This is a genomic window from Alteromonas sp. PRIM-21 (assembly GCF_027563165.1).
GTDB classification, from domain to species: Bacteria; Pseudomonadota; Gammaproteobacteria; order Enterobacterales; family Alteromonadaceae; genus Alteromonas; species Alteromonas macleodii_A.
The window spans coordinates 222562-236938 of sequence record NZ_JADOEK010000002.1 but is presented as its reverse complement, the minus strand read 5'-3'; the positions used below and the strand labels follow the sequence as shown (position 1 = coordinate 236938).

Here is a 14377-nt window from a genome sequence, read left to right as displayed (position 1 = left end):
AAAAAACATGACAAAGTATGCGCCACAACTTCGAGTGCCGGCTACCTACATGCGTGGCGGTACCAGTAAGGGTGTGTTTTTCAATTTAACCGATTTGCCAGAAGCCGCGCAAAAGCCGGGGCCGGCGCGCGATGCCCTGCTTCTTCGTGTTATCGGAAGCCCAGATCCATACGGTAAACAGACTGACGGTATGGGCGGTGCTACCTCAAGTACTAGCAAGACAGTGATCTTAAGCAAGAGTGAACGTGAAGGTTTTGATGTCGACTACCTGTTTGGACAAGTAGCTATCGACAAGCCTTTCGTAGACTGGAGCGGAAACTGTGGAAATCTAACCGCAGCCGTTGGCGCGTTTGCTATTAGCAATGGCTTAGTTGATGAAAGTAAGATTCCGGGAAACGGCATTGCCACCGTCAACATTTGGCAGGCGAATATCAACAAAGCCATAATTGCAAAAGTACCAATGACTAATGGTGAAGTTCAAGAAACTGGCGACTTTGAGCTAGACGGTGTTACTTTCCCTGCCGCAGAAGTAGAAGTAGCTTTTGTTGACCCAGCCGACGGTGAAGGCGCTATTTTCCCTACTGGACGCTTAGTCGACACGCTTGAAGTACCGGGTGTAGGGTCACTTCAGGCGACTATGATCAATGCGGGTATTCCAACGATTTTCATTAATGCGGAAGATGTTGGTTACACAGGTACAGAGCTGCAGGACGACATTAACAGTGATGCAGAGGCGCTTTCCAAGTTCGAAGCCATTCGTGCATACGGCGCGGTTCAAATGGGGCTAATCAAAGACGTGGGTGAAGCTGCAAACAGGCAACATACTCCTAAGGTCGCTTTCGTCGCTCCTCCAAGAGGTTATAAAGCGTCAAGCGGCAAAGATATTTTGGGTTCCGACATAGACGTACTAGTACGTGCATTATCTATGGGGAAACTTCACCATGCAATGATGGGCACAGCAGCAGTAGCTATTGCCGCCGCTGCCGCCATTCCAGGAACCTTAGTGAATCTTGCCGCAGGTGGTAAAGACAGAGAATCGGTTACTTTTGGGCACCCATCGGGAACACTTCGTGTAGGCGCTAAAGCTACTTTTGAAAACGACAGGTGGAAAATCGAGCAAGCGGTGATGAGCAGAAGTGCCCGTGTTTTAATGGAAGGCAATGTTCGTATTCCGTGTGAACAAAGCTGATTAACCGTACATAATATAAGACACACCTTATTTAGACATAAGTCTAAAAAGCCCTCTAACAGAGGGCTTTTTCTTTTTCAGTTAGTTATTATCAAGACTTAAGTGCCTAGAGTAGTTCACATGTATAAAGTTCTTGTAGTAGAAGACAGCTTAACTGTCCGTAAGATCGTTAATAAACTTATTGAGGATAACCCTCATTTTACCTGTGACTTATGTGAGGACCTTGCCGAAGCGCGAAGTGCTCTTGATAGTGACAACGACTACTTAGCCGCCATCGTTGACTTGAACCTCCCCGATGCACCAAACGGAGAAAGTGTAGAACTTGCACTTTCACACAACGTTCCAACAATCGTTCTGACCGGCAACTTTGACGAGTTCACTAGAGCTCAGTTATTAGATCAAGGCGTACTGGACTACATTACAAAAGAATCTCGTTACTCCTACCTACAAGTTTCTAAATTAGTCGACCGCTTAAGAAAAAACCTAACCACAAAAGTACTTGTTGTTGAAGACTCAAAAACCAGTCGAAACCATATTTGCTCATTACTTCGCAAATTCCAGTTTCAAGTACATGAAGCCACTGACGGCTTAGAAGCCCTAGATGTGCTTGAAAATCATCGCGATATCAAAATGGTGATAGCAGATCATAGAATGCCCAATATGGATGGCTATGAGCTTGTTAAAACTATTCGCCACGAACGGCGGATGCAAGATTTAGTCTTTATTGGGCTTTCTGCCACCGGCGACAGCGTACTTACTTCTAAATTTATTAAAAGCGGCGCTAATGACTTTTTGTCCAAGCCGTTTTATCACGAAGAATTTTACTGCCGCGTAATGCAAAACCTTGAATCCCAAGAAATGATTCAAACCATTCGTGACTCGGCGAACTTAGACGCATTGACCAAAGTGTATAACCGACGTTTTCTACACGAAAAAGCGGAGGAGCTTTTCGCCAATAGTACGTCTAGAAAAGACGTTATTGTATCTATGATTGACGCCGACAATTTCAAAAGCGTGAATGATACGTACGGTCACAAAACTGGCGATATGTTATTGCAGGAATTCGCTGCGCTACTGAAAGATTACTTCCCTGATGACCTAATTGTGCGCTACGGTGGCGAAGAATTTACGGTGGTATCAGTGAGGCCGCCCAAGGTGTATTTATCGGCGCTTTCAGCATTTATGGATGCAGTTCGCACTACGCTGTTTACCAGTCACAAATTTAACATTACGTGCAGTATCGGTGTGAGTACTGAAGAGCACAAATGTTTAGAGTCGCAGTTAGAAAAAGCCGACGCGCGCTTATATGAAGCTAAGCACGCGGGCAAAGATCAGATTATTTTGAGGGATTTACAGCAAAAAGTCTCTTGAAAACCCGCGGGGCATTAAAGAAACCAATCTCTTATTGGTAGCGTCGCCGCTCCCACTGCAACCGGGCAGTCAGTTACTCCAGCACAAACAATTTCCGGCATTGGGCGCTTAGCGCCTCGCCTAAATTGTGCATACACATCAATTCTGGGAATGACTTTTTGTGCCAATTTAGTAGGTATATGACCACCAATGATAATGGCTTGGCTATCAAGTAACGCAGAGCTCGCCGTAGCAACTAAGTCGAAGGAGTCTTGTACCTTATAGATCCATTCATCAACACCTGGCCATTCTGGATCGAACGTTTCGTTTAAGCGATACATGGATGGTACTTCTACACCGTGCTTTAACAATATACGCTCAAGTAACTGTAGATTTGGGTGGCTATACAGTTTAGCTGGTAGCATATCGCCTAACTCCCCAGCATTACCGTGGGTGCCTCGAATCATGTCACCGTTATTAATCAAGCCACCTCCAAAGGCACTGGATACGAAGAAATAGACAAAATTTTTATACTTCCTTCCTACACCCGCAATACCCTCTCCAGCTGCCGCACCTGTTCCATCGTTTACTACCCAAGTAGGTAAATTAAATGTATCTGCTACGGTATCTGCAATATTGATGTCAGCCCATTCTTCAATTGCATGGTGCGTATTCATCTTTCCATCATTTGAACTAAAGAAACCAGAAATTCCAACACCAATGCCGAGTACTCGACCGCTGTCAATATTATGCTCAACTGACATTGCTTGAACTTCTGATTCGGCTTTAGAGAGAACAGAGGCAATACCCATATCGTCTAACTCAATATGTCGGGTAGCGACCACTTCACCTTTGAAATTCATCAAGGCAATGGATATCGCATCAAGCAATATTGATAAGCCGTAGCAATATGCGTAAGCAGGGTTTGGCTCTAAACCTGCCGACGCTTTACCTGAACCACCAACGCTTCTAATAAGATCGTCTTCAATAAGTGTATTAACCAAACGAGAGACGGTTTGCTGAGGTATTTTTGTGGTATTGGAAATTGCGCGCTGCGTAATACCGTGGGTCCAAAACACTTCTTTTACTATCGCTTTTGGATTGTCTTGAAGAAGTTTATCGCCCTTACCTAGCGCAAAAGCACCACGTAACATATGATTGTTTTTCGCCGATGTCAGCATAGATATTAGTTTCAACATTTCCAAGGTAAGCTAGGCTTATTATACGTAACTGATGTATGAGATCCCACTAAGATAAAACAGAAATTACTCTGAAATCGTTTACGTTTGTTCGTGTTGGGCCTATTTCAATATGCGAATTTAAACGGTCAAAGAATCCAAAGCTGTCGTGTTCTTTTAGCAATTCATCAATATCTAACTTTTCTTGTAACGCCATCGCTAGTGTATTTTCATCTATGTAGCCACCAGCAACGTCTTTACTACCATCAACACCATCAGTATCGGCCGCCAGTGCGCTTATGCCTACCTCGCCATTAAGCGCACGAGCGAGTGCCATGAGATATTCTTGGTTTGGCCCGCCCTCACCTTGCGAGTCACCTAGGGTCACGGTAAGTTCTCCGCCTGAAAATAATAGAATTGGTTTGCCTCTTTTCTTGTATTCAAGCGCAACCTCTGCGTGACGTTCGGCGACTGTTTGCGCCTCACCTCTTTCTGTGTAGCTAATAACCTCGGTGTCCCAACCTGCCGCTTTCGCTTTCTCAACAGCTGCATCAATTGCACTTTGCGCATTAGCCACCAATTTGTAATCACCTGAAACTTTCGGAAGCGGCAAAGCCTGATTTAGGTAATTGCGAATACAAGATGTTTCGCTAAACCCATATTTATCGAGAATAGCCAGTGCGTCTTCAGGCGTTGTGTTGTCTTGAACCGTTAATCCAGAGGCAATAAAAGCAGGGTCATCACCCACAACATCTGAAATAACTAAGCTGGTATTTTTCCCTTTTGACGCTGCGGCAAGCCTTCCCCCTTTAATGACGGAAACATGTTTTCTTACTGTATTCATTTCCTCTATGCTTGCACCACTTCGCAACAAGAACTTGTGTAGTGCGAGTTTCTCATCCAGCGAGATGCCCTCTGGTGGAGCACAAGCAAGTGCCGACCCGCCGCCGGAAATAAGGAAAATAACGTCTTCGGAAGGCTCTACCTTAGATGCCAAAGACAATAATGCTTTAGCACCTTCTACGCTATGTTCATCGGGAACTGGATGTGCAGCAAGGTGAACCTCGATATTACCTGTGGGTTTTGTGTTTTCATAGCCATAGCGGGTCACCACCAAACCATAAGCGTTATCGCCGAAGTAATTGTAGGCCTCAACGGCCATATCTGCTGCCGCTTTACCTGCGCCCAAAATACATACTCGCTGATTCCTATCAAATGATGAAAAATAATCGGGCAAACAGTGTCTAGGTTTACTGACTCTTACCGCTTCTTCATACAAAGATAAAAGAAATGTTTTACTCATTAGAAACCTCTGAAAGGGTCCAAAGGACCCTTATGAAAATAGTGAAGGAAGAAGTAAGCACACACTTAGCATCAGGACAAAAAAGCCCAACAGTATGAAAATGTCGCTCTTAGTGAGAATAGAGTGGAAAACAAGCGCTTTAGTATCATTTGAAGATACTGATGAGGGCCATGCAGTACACGCTACCATTGATACCACGCAGGTAATAACAAAGCCGATGACATTCCACCAGAACCAAAAGATGTCTGGAACAAATAGCCAAATAATAATGTTTGTGCCCACGCCTGCAATGAGACCTAAATTAACGTGCCGTCCGCTTAGCGTTTTACTTGCTACGGCAAGTAAGAAGAGCGCAAGTATAGGCCCGTAAAAGACAGAGCCAACTTTATTGATAGCTTCAATTATTGTGGGCGCAATATTTCCTGCAAACAGAGAAAGAACAAGCGTTACGCCACCCCATATCAAACCTGTTATTTTAGCAACACGTAGATAGCTTTTGTGCTCAAGTTCTGTATCAGTTATACGACAATAATCTTCAACGGTAACCGCCGATAAAGAATTGATAGCTGAGCTTAAGGAGGACATAGCGGCAGATAGGATAGCGACAATTAATAGCCCTATTAACCCATGCGGTAGGTAATTTAGGATAAAAGTCGGCATCAACCAGTCAGGGTTATCAGCAGGAATTTTACTGAAAAAATCGGTGTTGGTAAGTGCAAGTGTGCCAACAATTAATCCAGAAAAACAATACAACAATGTTATCGGAAAACGAATAATTCCGTTGGCGACAATCATTTTTCGAAGGTCATTCTCGTTTCTTGCTGATAACGCACGCTGTGCCTGGGTCTGGTCGCAGCCATAATAGGATGCATAGAGAACAATTCCACCAAACAGCATCGGGAAGAAGCCGAAGCCATCGCCGCTAAAACCCAGCGAAGAAAAATCTATTGCGGTTAGCCGCTCTTTTGGAGCCTGTTCTACCAGTGCGTCAAAGCCGCCAAGTGCATGAAGCCCGATGACGATACACGCTATGGTGCCCAGCACAATTATAACCATTTGTATGGCATCAGCATAAACCACCGCTTTCATACCGCCTTGTAGCGAATAAAGCACCGTAATAATGCCTGTAAGCACCACGGCCTGCCACGCTTCAATGCCCATAGTGCCCTGCAAAATGATCGATACTGCATAAATCATGATACCCGTCGCAAATGCACGGCTAAATTGGAAAACAATACTTATTAAGACGCGAGTTAAACGTCCAAACCTTTGCTCTAAGTAATCATATATGCTGACTACGCCTGACTTGTATAGGGATGGGAGGATAGTACCTAGCAGTAGGATCATGGCAATAGGAATGCCTAACTCATAAGACAGCCAAATCATTCCGCCTCCATCTCTCAAACCAACGAAAGCGGGAGCAGAAATAAAGCTAATTGCAGAGAGCTGTGTGGCCATTACTGAAAGTGTTAGAGGTTTCCACCCTAACGTTCTGCCACCAAGAAAATAATCACCCTTGTCTTCTTGCTGCCTTAAGGCAAACCCCATATACAGCAAAGCGCCAAGGTAACCTATCACTACAATATAATCTAAAAAATTCATATGCTGTTCTTATTATTCAAGTCGCGAAATAAAAAGCTGACAGCCCCGTTAAGAGCCATCAGCGAGGGGGAGTGTCAACGTCGACTAGAAATCATAACGCAAACGTAAAGACACACGGCGCGGTAATATAGGGCGACCTACAAAATATGATTCACCTGCCGTTTGACTGTTACCCAGACGAGGAGACCCTTCAGTAATACCATCTGAATCGAATAGATTCCACACAGCAATACTTGCACGAAGTTGCTCACCTTGGCCTAGTTCCCATGTATAGCCTGTGTCTAAGCGAAATACGTGAAAATCGTCTAACTCAACAGAATTTGCGTCATTAGTGAAGTTTTTACCGTGGTAGTTGTGGTAAAAAGAAATATCCCAGTCGTCTAACGTGTAGCGCAAAGCAGAGTTAAACATCACGTTCGGCTTTCTTCTTAACTCGTTACCAATCACAGAAGGATCTGAATCGTATTCAGTAAATTCATGATCAGTGTAGGTAAAGTTAGCGTCAAAAATTAAGTCATCGGTGATGTTGTAACTACCAACAATTTCAACACCATAAGCTTCTGTCGACTGAAAAACTGGCACTTCAACTGCTACGCCATTTTCATCGTTAACGAAGTCAACAGAACGTCTATCTTCAAGATCTGTTTTGAACAATGCTACAGTACCGATAAAATCATCTAGGAAGAATTTAGTACCTACTTCAGCCTGCTTAACAATTTCGCTTTCATAACTTCCAGGTTGACCGTTCGGGTCAAATGCAACGCCGCGTAGTTCAGGGAAGAAAAACCCTCTAGAATAGTTAGCATATACGTTAACGTTATCAGTAAGCTTATAGAGTGCTGCTATTGAGAAGGCTAATTCTGAGTTATCTACCTTACCGTGAGTTAACGCACCGTTTCCTGTAACGTTTAGCTGCAAGTCTTCGTAAAGCGCAGGGTCGTCATTTACGACGACGGTTTGACTGCCTTCTCGTGTAATTGTGCCGTCTATCTCTTCCCAGCGTAAACCAACGTCAATGATCCAGTCGTCACTTTGCATTTGATCAGCAATATAAAAAGCATTTCTTCGAGCAGAGATAGTAGTATCAGAGAAACTGATACCCGGGCCTGTTACGCCGTTTTGACTGACTATTACGCTATTATTGTCTGCATCGGTAATCGATAAATCGACTAGACGTGCTTGGTTATTAAACTCGCCTAGATAGCGCGTGATAACGTTATTATCTTCAGCTTCACTACTTGAGAAAAACGTACCTACCGTAATGCTGTGAGAAAAGTCACCAATATCGAGGTACTTAACAATATTAAGTTCAGATGAGAAATCTGTAGCGGGTCTATCTCTATCTAGAATACGGTTTGCAAATAATAAGTCGCCTTCTGGAAGAGCGACATCGGTGCCAGCATAGGTAAATGCTGCACTCCCAAGCTCATCAAGCCCGCGGTTTGCTAAATATTCGCTTTGTGTTTCCGGCACATTGATGATGCCGTCACCGTCTAGGAATAAGTTGAACTGATGGTCGTAACTAGCATATTTTGCACGGGCAAGAACGCTATAATCGTTACCTAGATCTTTTGAGAACTCCATTGAAATAGAGCCCCCTTTTGTTGCTACACCTTCTTCGATAGGCGTACGATAGCGTCCATCTGCAGTCTCGTAAGACAATCCAGAAGCATAAAACGTTTGCGTAGACTCGACTTCTCTGCCGTCATTTCCTGCAACACGCTCACGGCTTTGGGCATCTAGCGGGATGGGTAGAAAAAACTGTACTTCATCGTTTATCGCTTGCCCGTAAATAGTGAAGTAGCCACTGCCATCGTCAAATTCTTTATGGATGTTGCCGCGAACCTGGTAGCCTTCAGTAGGCAACCCCGTATCAATAGGACCTTCATCATAACGATAAAAACCAGACATAGCGTAATACATGCCTTTTTCGTTCAGAGGACCACTTGTCGCGAAATCTAAACGCTTGCGATTGTTGTCAGACAGTTCTAGCTGAACTGTACTCTCCGAAAGTTCGGACCCTTTCTTAGAAAGGTAGTTAATAACTCCTGCAACAGAACCTTGACCAAATAGGTTGGATACACCACCGCGTACAAACTCAACTCGCTCAATACCTAAATCGTTTCTAAAGTACACATCGTATGCAGATGAGTTCAGACCAAACGCACTCAAAGTGGGTGAGCCATCATAAAGTAAAGGCGTAAATTGAAACTGTCCTGATGACGGCAAACCTCGTACCTGCAAGTTAGTTGCAACTTCACCGCCGCCGCCTTCTACTTTTATCCCTGGCACATATCGAAGTACATCGGCTTGACTGCTCATTGATAGTTTCGCTACTTCTTGCGCGCCCATAGATGTAGTTGATTGCGGTGTCTCTGCTACCAAGCGAGCACGACTGGTGCCCGTAACAACGATTTGTTCATAATCTTTCTCAGCTTTTGCGCCTTGATCACTATCAGTTTCTGCGGCGTCCTGAGCGATTGCATTTCCAGCTAATAACGACGAAATCGTCGTTGCAAGAAGTAACTTTTTCACTGTGTATCTCCAACCGTTTGTAATTTTATTAAGTGCTGTAGTAGGGCTTAACACACTGCCGAACATGGCACCTTCCGATTAACTTCCCATTTACAATAAAACACAAAATTATCACTTTCAACCCAAAATGGGTTTTATTTTTAAATTTTTGTGTAATAATTGCCAAATCAAAAACTCATACTGGGTAACAAGCAATGACAAATATAGATAAACGTGATGAGCAACTCATTGAGGAAGCGAAAGCAACGCTAATTAAGAACGACCTTGGAGGCTATACTGTGCCTACGCACGGGTTGTATCCTTTTCAGTGGAATTGGGACTCAGCTATAGTAGCGTTAGGCTGGCTTCCCTTTGACGAGCCTAGAGCTTGGGAAGAAACAACGTCATTACTCAGTGCACAATGGAAATCAGGGATGGTGCCTCATGTTGTTTTTCATAAACACTCTAATACCTATTTTCCTGGCCCGGACATTTGGGGTGTAAAAAACACGCCTGATAGTACATCTATAACGCAACCCCCTGTCCTAGCTACCGTAATCAAATTACTTTTTGAAGAAACTAAAGACCGTGAACTAGCAGAAGACCAAATTAAGGAAGTGGTTCCACAGCTTATTAATTACCACTTGTGGTGGTACAAACAACGAGATCCGGAAAATACTGGTTTAGTAGTAAGCTATCACCCCTGGGAATCAGGAATGGACAACAGCCCCGCGTGGGATGCCGCTTTAGAGGCAGTGCCCTGTGTTGACTGGGAATATACGCGTCGCGACACAAGTCATATTGATGCCTCTGAGCGCCCACACAAAAAAGAATATGATCGCTTCTTATACCTTGTCGACTTTTTCCGCAAGATGAATTTTGACGATACATTAATTTATCAAGACTGCCCTTATCGCGTAAATGATGTAAGCATCATCTCGATTCTGCACCGCGCAACGAAAGATTTGCTCTCTATATGTGAAAAGATAGGCGTGAGTAACGAACAAACGGCTTATCTTGAGAAAAGACTCAACCTAACTGAAGGTGCAATTAACAAGCTTTGGTGCGCCGAAACTAATATGTTTCATAGTTTTGACACCCGAAGCAATTCAATGTGTAAAGCACGTACATCTGCCGGACTATTGCCATTTTTCGCAGGTCTTGTTGGCGAGCATCAAACTGACTTACTAATTAATGAGATAGATAAGTGGCTTAAGCATAGCGAATACGCTATTTCATCGACCCACCCCGAAGATCCTAACTACGAGCCTCAACGCTACTGGCGCGGCCCTATCTGGATTCATATAAATTGGATGATAGTGTTAGGATTAGAAGACTATGGTTTCTCGCAACAAGCGCAGCGAATCACAGAAGGTAGTCGTGCTTGTATTTATACAAGCGGGTTCAACGAATCGTTCCATGCAGAAACTGGCGCGCGCAGTGGCGGAGCTGATTTTTCTTGGACTGCGGCTATGGCGCTGTACTGGCTTTTACCTAACACAGTGAAAAAAGGTTAAGGAGTAATATCATGCTTTCTCAACCCAATTTTTCGTCCAAAGAATTTTTAAATTCACACATAAAAAGCATACTGGCATTTTATGAGCCAAATGTTGACGCCCCATCGGGTGGTTTTCACCAAAACTTTATGGATGATGGCAGTGTTTATGACAAACAAACTCGCCACTTGGTAAGCTCAACCCGATTTGTATTTAATTATGCAAGAGCTTACTTAGCCTATGGCGATAGCGAACATAAGAAACGCGTCGAATCTGGCATTCAGTTTTTACGCGACCATCATTTGCAAAAAGACACAAAGGGATATGCATGGACGCTCTCTGTTGATGAAATGGAAAGCACAATTACTGATGCTACCAACCATTGTTACGGTTTAGCGTTTGTCATCTTAGCCTATAGCTGGGCACTTCGCGCTGGGGTAAAAGAGGCGGAGCAGTATATCCACGATACATTTTCTCTCATGGAAAGGCACTTCTGGGATAGCGAATTCGGATTATACAGAGACGAATTTAATGCTGATTTTTCACAATGCAGTGACTATCGTGGGCAAAATGCAAACATGCATAGTTGCGAGGCGCTAATTGCAGCTTACGAAGCAACCAGTCATAAACCGTTTCTTACACGCGCTTTAGAACTCGCTAAAAACATCACTATTCGACAGGCGAATAAAGCTGATGGCCGAATTTGGGAGCACTATACGAAGACGTGGGAAGTAGATTGGGATTACAACAAAGATGATCCTAAAAACCTATTTCGTCCATGGGGTTTTCAACCAGGCCATCATACTGAGTGGTCAAAGCTTTTGTTACAAATTCACCAATATGAACCACAAGATTGGTTAATTGAACGCGCCCGCTCGTTATTTGACTCCGTAATTGAGTTAAGCTGGGACGACACAAACGGTGGTTTATACTACGGCTTTGCACCAGACAATAGTATCTGTGATGACGAAAAATACTTTTGGGTTCAAGCTGAATCTTTTGCCTGTGCTGCGCGCTTAGCCCTCGCTACTGGTAACGATGAATATTGGCAGTGGTATGACAGGATTTGGGGTTATTCGTGGAAACACATGGTTGACCACCAATTCGGCGCCTGGTTCAGGATTTTGTCTGCGAATAACGAAAAGCTTGAAGAAACCAAAAGCCCCGTAGGTAAAACAGACTACCATACTATGGGCGCCTGCTACGACGTAATGGATGCATTAAGCTTTTACCAAAGCTAACCGAAACAGAGCTATTAGAAGTGCCGCTTAACTTTGATGCGGCACTTCTTATTTCCATTTAAACTTTAACAACATAACCCCATTTACATCCAAGACCTTCTGGTAGATTCCACTTCAAACAGCACACTATCTGCTAGTTTATCGACGTATTCCTCTGGTAAAAACGGTACAGTCACCGCACCTGAAGCCAGCACAAATTTTATCGTGGCATGCTTATTACGCTTCATAAACACGCTTTGCTTAATAATTACTTGTTGTACTTTATAGGGTTCGAAACACTGATAGTCGATACCTATTCGACCTTTTCTTATGTAAACGTACTTATTATCGTAGGCTATCCCCCATCGCCACCACCTGAGTGTAAGTATAAGCGCTACAGAGATAAAAGTAGTAACTGCGCCAATCATAATGTCTAAATGGGAAGTGACGGCTCCCAATGTGAAAAAAGCAACAACTGGCAACGTCCAAACGGCAAGTAACCAAAAGCTAATAAACCGCTTACTGATAGTTTGATAACTTTGGCCTCTTAGGTCACATCCCGCCATCACTTCTTGGCTAAGTTCAAAGGCTTCATTTTCAGTAACCGATGGCACAATGAGTTTATTTGGCGACATCAACTCTTGCATTTGCTGCCCAGCCGTAGAGTTTTGCTCAAAATACAAATTAACCCGCTTTAGTATTTTATCCAGCCAATCTTGCTTCGCCGTAATCATTTGAATGCGTGATGCTCGCATGCTGACTTCCAGCTTATTGAGCAAGCCGCTGCGACGAATATAGCGGTCTCCCGCTCTGGAAAGCGTATAGCCATAAAACGTGAAAAGAGCACCGCCTACGCTAAGTAGCGCCACTAACGCCATTAGCATCATTAGTATGACGAAGGCATACAGTCCAAATTGCCACCAGGCTACCGTTTGTTCACCGACCAGCTGATTAAGCTGTAAGCCCTTATCGGCTAACCACTCTGACACAACCCCAAACACATCATCATAAAAAGGCGCAGCGGCACCCAGTATGATCCACACGCGATTGTTAGTGATACCGTGAATAATAATGTCTTTGACAGACCGGCGATTTAATACTTCTTCACTTGTATGGGCGTTACTTGCAGCTTTATCACTCGTGCTTTGTATGCGTGAAGTCGAACTTCCATTAGCCAATTTACTATTAAAAAGGTCCTCATCGGCTAGCTCATCTATATCGCCCACGTCGTGATGAGCTTTTTCATACAACACCTGTTTTTTTAGCGCTTCAGCATAGTCTTCCGGCACGGCCACTATCTTAGCTTCTTCTTTACCGCTGCCTGCCGTATCAAGAACCACCAACGCATACCCAAACGGGCGATAGTAAAAAGGACGTTCTATTTTTACGTTTTGAATGCGCCACAAAGGCAAGTTGGTATAGCGGCGCTGAAACACGCCGTGGTGAATCTCAACGTGTTGGTTGTGCACGCGAAATTTGTACATTAAAAAGCTTATTACACCGCTGCCACTCGTAGATAAGAAGAGGATACCGGCACCGATGAGCACTTCAGGCGACAGCAGGTTATCCCAAACATTAAACGATATGGCTAAGGCGGGAATGGTGTAAATAAGTGCTTGTGCAGAGGCGGTAAAATTACGAACGGTAAAATACAAAATAGAAATAAGAGAGAGGCGCTGCCACTCTCCGCCAGTCTCTACTTTTAGCTGTGGCTCAGTAATACCTGTTTCATTAGTTTGAGGCCACACATCCACATCTACTTTGACCTCACAGTCACCTGCTCTAGCAACTTCAGGCGTCTGGTTTGAAAACGATTCAGGCGCAGTCATTAGCGAGCACCAATATCTTTGTGAGCAAGTATAAATTCACGTAACTGCTCAGCCCTCTCAATACTTAGCCCGGGTATTTCAAAGGTATGCATTTCTCCGCCGGCCGAAAACACCTGAAGAGAAGCAATACCCGCCCATCTATCGAACGGCCCGCGGTTAACTTCAACGTGCTGAACACGCAATATAGGCTGACACGAAAGCTTTCTAAAAATGAGCCCAGACTGCTTGCTGATGTCTTGCTCTCGTATTGCATAAAATATGCGAACATCAGCAAAGAAGTGGTATAGCGCCCATACGGAACCTAAAGCGACGATACCTGCAACCACATACGTATAAGCTTGCAGTAGTCCTTCAGGCAATGACCAGAAGCTTTGTAATCGTAATGCGGTGGCAATACCTATAAGCACTAAAGCTATCAATCCAATTGAGAAAATATTTAGCGCTCGGTACTTTTTAGAAATAGGAAGCAATGTGAGCGTTTGAAGTGAGGGAATTTCCTCAACACTTAGCTGATTATTTGAAAATACGGTCTCTTGTTGTGCGCTTATTGTCATCACATTAATTCCTTTTACCACTATATAAATAAGATAAGCCTGCCGCGTTTAAAGCGCAATTTGACTAATTGGCAACACCGCACCTAATGTTTACTCTACCGCAGTTTTTATAACAAAAAAGAGGGCAAGCCCTCTTTTTAAC

The 14377-nt window shown here is 43.9% G+C and carries 10 protein-coding genes; 4 read left to right on the top strand and 6 right to left on the bottom strand.

What is annotated here, in order from left to right:
* The first annotated feature begins 7 nt into the window (after positions 1–7).
* Complete coding sequence (gene prpF, locus IW644_RS05400) at positions 8–1189, top strand: 2-methylaconitate cis-trans isomerase PrpF (RefSeq protein ID WP_269916739.1); 1182 nt, start codon at positions 8–10, stop codon at positions 1187–1189.
* A 120-nt stretch (positions 1190–1309) separates the two neighbouring features.
* The gene (locus tag IW644_RS05395; RefSeq protein ID WP_269916738.1) at positions 1310–2560 is read left to right on the top strand and encodes a response regulator; all 1251 of its coding nucleotides are present in this window, start codon (positions 1310–1312) and stop codon (positions 2558–2560) included.
* 14 nt (positions 2561–2574) lie between these two features.
* Here the strand turns inward: IW644_RS05395 and IW644_RS05390 are convergent, their stop codons facing one another.
* From IW644_RS05390 to IW644_RS05375, 4 genes are all read right to left on the bottom strand, one after another.
* On the bottom strand, positions 2575–3717 hold the full coding sequence (locus tag IW644_RS05390) for an ROK family transcriptional regulator (RefSeq protein ID WP_333473841.1): 1143 nt from the start codon (positions 3715–3717) through the stop codon (positions 2575–2577).
* 70 nt (positions 3718–3787) lie between these two features.
* Positions 3788–5020 carry a glycerate kinase type-2 family protein gene (locus IW644_RS05385; protein ID WP_269916736.1) on the bottom strand — a complete coding sequence of 411 codons (1233 nt, stop codon included), beginning with the start codon at positions 5018–5020 and terminating at the stop codon, positions 3788–3790.
* A 30-nt stretch (positions 5021–5050) separates the two neighbouring features.
* Entirely contained in the window at positions 5051–6622 is a 1572-nt protein-coding gene (locus tag IW644_RS05380) for a sodium:solute symporter (protein WP_269916735.1), read from the bottom strand.
* 84 nt (positions 6623–6706) lie between these two features.
* On the bottom strand, positions 6707–9157 hold the full coding sequence (locus IW644_RS05375; RefSeq protein WP_269916734.1) for a TonB-dependent receptor: 2451 nt from the start codon (positions 9155–9157) through the stop codon (positions 6707–6709).
* Between the two features lie 194 nt (positions 9158–9351).
* On the opposite strand from IW644_RS05375, the gene IW644_RS05370 reads away from it, so the two are divergent.
* Positions 9352–10653 carry an MGH1-like glycoside hydrolase domain-containing protein gene (locus IW644_RS05370; protein WP_269916733.1) on the top strand — a complete coding sequence of 434 codons (1302 nt, stop codon included), beginning with the start codon at positions 9352–9354 and terminating at the stop codon, positions 10651–10653.
* Positions 10654–10664: 11 nt separating this feature from the next.
* On the top strand, positions 10665–11873 hold the full coding sequence (locus IW644_RS05365; protein ID WP_269916732.1) for an AGE family epimerase/isomerase: 1209 nt from the start codon (positions 10665–10667) through the stop codon (positions 11871–11873).
* Between the two features lie 83 nt (positions 11874–11956).
* Here IW644_RS05365 and IW644_RS05360 read toward each other — a convergent pair whose 3' ends face one another.
* Positions 11957–13681 (bottom strand): PH domain-containing protein, encoded by a 1725-nt coding sequence (locus tag IW644_RS05360; protein WP_269916731.1) that lies wholly within the window; start codon positions 13679–13681, stop codon positions 11957–11959.
* Positions 13681–14235: a PH domain-containing protein gene (locus IW644_RS05355; protein ID WP_269916950.1), complete on the bottom strand. Its 555-nt coding sequence runs from the start codon at positions 14233–14235 to the stop codon at positions 13681–13683. Before IW644_RS05355 ends, IW644_RS05360 begins: the two co-directional genes overlap by 1 nt.
* Positions 14236–14377 lie beyond the last annotated feature (142 nt).

What these genes read in the sequence shown, in the direction of transcription:
- IW644_RS05395 (WP_269916738.1), top strand. Translation starts at nt 1,310, where the DNA reads ATGTATAAAGTTCTTGTAGTAGAAGACAGCTTAACTGTCCGTAAGATC.
- IW644_RS05380 (WP_269916735.1), bottom strand. Translation starts at nt 6,622, where the DNA reads ATGAATTTTTTAGATTATATTGTAGTGATAGGTTACCTTGGCGCTTTG.
- IW644_RS05385 (WP_269916736.1), bottom strand. Translation starts at nt 5,020, where the DNA reads ATGAGTAAAACATTTCTTTTATCTTTGTATGAAGAAGCGGTAAGAGTC.
- IW644_RS05355 (WP_269916950.1), bottom strand. Translation starts at nt 14,235, where the DNA reads ATGACAATAAGCGCACAACAAGAGACCGTATTTTCAAATAATCAGCTA.
- IW644_RS05370 (WP_269916733.1), top strand. Translation starts at nt 9,352, where the DNA reads ATGACAAATATAGATAAACGTGATGAGCAACTCATTGAGGAAGCGAAA.
- IW644_RS05365 (WP_269916732.1), top strand. Translation starts at nt 10,665, where the DNA reads ATGCTTTCTCAACCCAATTTTTCGTCCAAAGAATTTTTAAATTCACAC.
- prpF (WP_269916739.1), top strand. Translation starts at nt 8, where the DNA reads ATGACAAAGTATGCGCCACAACTTCGAGTGCCGGCTACCTACATGCGT.
- IW644_RS05360 (WP_269916731.1), bottom strand. Translation starts at nt 13,681, where the DNA reads ATGACTGCGCCTGAATCGTTTTCAAACCAGACGCCTGAAGTTGCTAGA.